Source organism: Nonomuraea longispora (assembly GCF_004348345.1).
Taxonomy (GTDB): domain Bacteria; phylum Actinomycetota; class Actinomycetes; order Streptosporangiales; family Streptosporangiaceae; genus Nonomuraea; species Nonomuraea longispora.
The window spans coordinates 1-3,150 of record NZ_SMJZ01000381.1 but is presented as its reverse complement, the minus strand read 5'-3'; the positions used below and the strand labels follow the sequence as shown (position 1 = coordinate 3,150).

Below are 3,150 nucleotides of genomic sequence, written 5' to 3'. Positions count from 1 at the left end.
GGGCGGTCGGCGGGCAGGTCCAGCGGCGTGGCCCCGGCGAGCCTGCCCGTCCAGTAGCCGACGCCGGCGTCGGCGGCCCGCTGCCCGTCGGCGTACCCGGCGTACGTCACCGGCAGCTCGGGCAGCTCGGGTGGCGTGCCGTGGACGCGGGCGGCGTAGCACCTGGCCAGGTCGTCCATGAGGACGTTGAGCGACCAGCCGTCGCCGATGATGTGGTGCAGCACGACGCAGAGCACGTGGTCGTCGCCGGCCAGCCGGATCAGCGTGATCCGCAGCGGCGGCGCGGCGCCCAGCTCGAAGGGGGTGTTCGTGCGCTGCTCGCACAGCCGCTCGGCCTGCTCGGGGGTCGCGAGGTCGATCAGTTCGACGGGTACGCGGCCCGGCGGGTCGACCACGGCGACCGGCTGCCCGTCGTCCTCGGGGAACCGGGTGCGCAGCGACTCGTGCCTGGCCGCCACGTCGGCGAACGCGCCGGTCAGCGCTCCGGCGTCGAGCGGGCCGCGCAGCCGGCGTACGACGGCCACCCGGTAGGCGGGGTCGGCCGGGTCGAGCCGCTGCAGGAACCAGAGCCGCTCCTGCCCGAGTGAGATCATGCGCGCAGCTCGCTGACCGCCGCCGCCACCCCGGTGACGGTGGGGTCGTCGAGGAACACGTCGAACGGCACCTCCACGCCGAGCCGTTTCCTGATCCTGGCGCTGATCTGGGTGATGGTGAGGGAGTGGCCGCCCAGGTCGTACAGGTCCTCGTCGGGGGCGACGTCGTCGATCCGCAGGACCTCCATCCAGATGAGCCGTACCTGTTCCACCAGCTCGCCGTCCACGGCCACCGCCTCGCGCGCCGGCGCGGAGGATCCGCCGGGGGCCTGCGGCGGCGCGGCGCGGGAGATCGTGGGAACAGGGCCGGTGGCCGGCAGGAGGGTGGTCAGCGGCACGTCGGGGTCGGCGCTCGCGGCGGCCAGCAGGGCTCTCAGGTCGTGTCCCGCCGCCTCCACGTCCCGCGTGGAGATGAGGTCCGGGCTGTGATGCAGGGTGAGCCTGAGCCCGTCGTCGCCGTCCACGGCCTGCAGGTGCAGCACGTTCCTGACCGTGCGGCTGGACATCTTCCACTCGGCCGCCGTCCGCAGCCCGGGGAAGACCACGTCCGCCGCCCGCCGCCGGAAACTGATGGACACGGGGGCGAGGGCGGGCCGCGGCCTGACCCCGCCCGCCGCGCGGGCCGCGGGGATGTCGCGGAAACGGTTCAGCTCGCGCACCTCGGCCTTGAGGGTGTGGGCGAGCTGCCTGAAGGTGGTGTCCGGCTTGGGCGCGGAGTAGACGGGCAGCTCGGTGGCGAACAACCCGATGTGGTCCCGGGTTCCGGCCCGCCGGGTGGACATGGCGATGGCGACCGCCGTCTCCGCGTTGCCGTAGGAGAACAGCAGCCCGTGCACGGCGGCGAGGAACGCCTCGAACCGCGTGACCCCGGCGGCCTGCGCCGCGGCCATCTCGCCGGTCAGGTCGAGCAGGACCTCCTCGGCGCGGCCCGCCGTCCCCGCGGTCCTGACCGTCCCGCCGATCACCACCTCGGCGGTGTCCCGCCAGCGGGCCCGCCAGTACGCGACGGCCTCCGGCGGGATCGTGAGCGGCGCGCCGTACGGCATGGGCAGCGGCGGGAGCGCCTCACCCGCGTAGGCGGCGGCGAGGTCGCGGGTCAGCAGGTCCTTGGACATGCCGTCGAACACCAGGTGGTGCCCGGCGAACAGCAGCACGTGCCGCTCCCCGGCCACCTGCGCCAGAGTGAACCGCGCGAGCGGTCCTCGCCCGAGGTCGAACGGCCGCGCGATCTCCTCGCGCAGCAGCCGTCCCGGATCGGGCGCGGCCGTGAACGTCACGGGCGGGCGCGTGGCGTCCGGCACCAGGTGCAGGTCGCCGTCGCGCTGCTCGAACGCGCACCTCAGCACCGGATGGCGGTCGACGACCGCCTCGCACGCCCGCACCATCGCCTCCCGGTCGAGCGGCCCGTCGAACCAGAGGGCGAACGGCATGTGGTAGGCCGTTCCCGTGCCGTGCAACACCTCGGTGATCCACATCCCGTGCTGCGCCTGCGATGCCAGGACCATGTTCACTCCTCTGCCAGACGGCGCAGTTCCCGCTTGATGACCTTGCCGGCGGTGTTCCTCGGCAGAGAGTCGAGGCAGAGCAGCTTCGACGGCAGCTCGTGCCCGGCCAGCCGGCCGCCGAGGAACGACCGTACGTCGCTGAGCGCCAGCGGCTCTCGGGCCACCACCGCCGCGGCCACCGCCATGCCCATCACCGGGTGCGCGACGCCGAACACCGACGCGTCCGCCACCGCGGGATGTTCGTGCAGCGCGGCCTCGACCTGCAGCGTCGACACCTTGAACGCGCCCGATTTGATCACGTCGCCGTCGCGGTCGACGAGGTACAGGTAGCCCTCGTCGTCGAGGTAGCCCAGGTCGCCCATGCGGACCCAGCCGTCCTGGAAGGCGTCGTCGCGCTCGCCGTAGTAGGCGCGGGGATGGGCCGCCGCGCGCAGCCACACCTCGCCCGTCGTCCCCTCGGGCACGGGGTTGCCCTCGGCGTCGGTGATCCTGAGCCGCGACCCGCCCGCCGCCCGGCCGAGGGAGCCGGGCCGGTCGCCGTCGTAGATCATGATGGTCTGGGCGGGCGCCGCCTCCGTGGAGGTGTAATAGTTGGCCACGGCCGCGTTCGGGAACGCGACCGTGAGCCCGGCGGCCACGGCCGGCGGGAGCGCGGCGGCGGCCGAGCCGAGCAGCAGCACGCTCGACAGGTCGTGGCCGTCCTGCACCCGGGCGTTGAGCAGCTCGATCGCCATCGCGGGCACGACGAAGCAGGTGCCGGCCGCGTACGTCTCGACGAGGGCGGCGAAGCGGGCCGGGGTGAACATCGGCAGCGTGACCACGGTGGGGGCCGTGGTAAGCGCGTGGAGCAGCATGATCTGGCCGGCGTTCGTGCCGATCGGGAAGGCGTGCACCAGATGCCGGGAATGGGCGAACGGGCGGCGCTTGGGGTGCACGGGCGGGAAGGTCAGGTTGGCGTGGGTGGCGGCCACCCCCTTGGGGCGGCCCGTGGTGCCGGAGGTGTAAAGGATCTGGGCGAGCGAGAGCGGATCGATCGAGGGCGGGAGCGCGGG

At 73.8% G+C, this 3,150-nt stretch carries 3 protein-coding genes; all 3 read right to left on the bottom strand.

What is annotated here, in order from left to right:
* The coding region (locus tag E1267_RS43220) for a condensation domain-containing protein (protein ID WP_246064732.1) at nt 1–593 on the bottom strand (593 nt) is incomplete at its 3' end.
* Nucleotides 590–2,098, bottom strand: a complete 1,509-nt coding sequence (locus E1267_RS43215; protein ID WP_132342041.1) for a condensation domain-containing protein — start codon at nt 2,096–2,098, stop codon at nt 590–592. The genes E1267_RS43220 and E1267_RS43215, both read right to left, overlap by 4 nt.
* A gap of 2 nt (nt 2,099–2,100) precedes the next feature.
* A partial coding sequence (locus E1267_RS43210) for a class I adenylate-forming enzyme family protein (RefSeq protein ID WP_132342039.1) occupies nt 2,101–3,150 on the bottom strand: 1,050 nt, incomplete at its 5' end.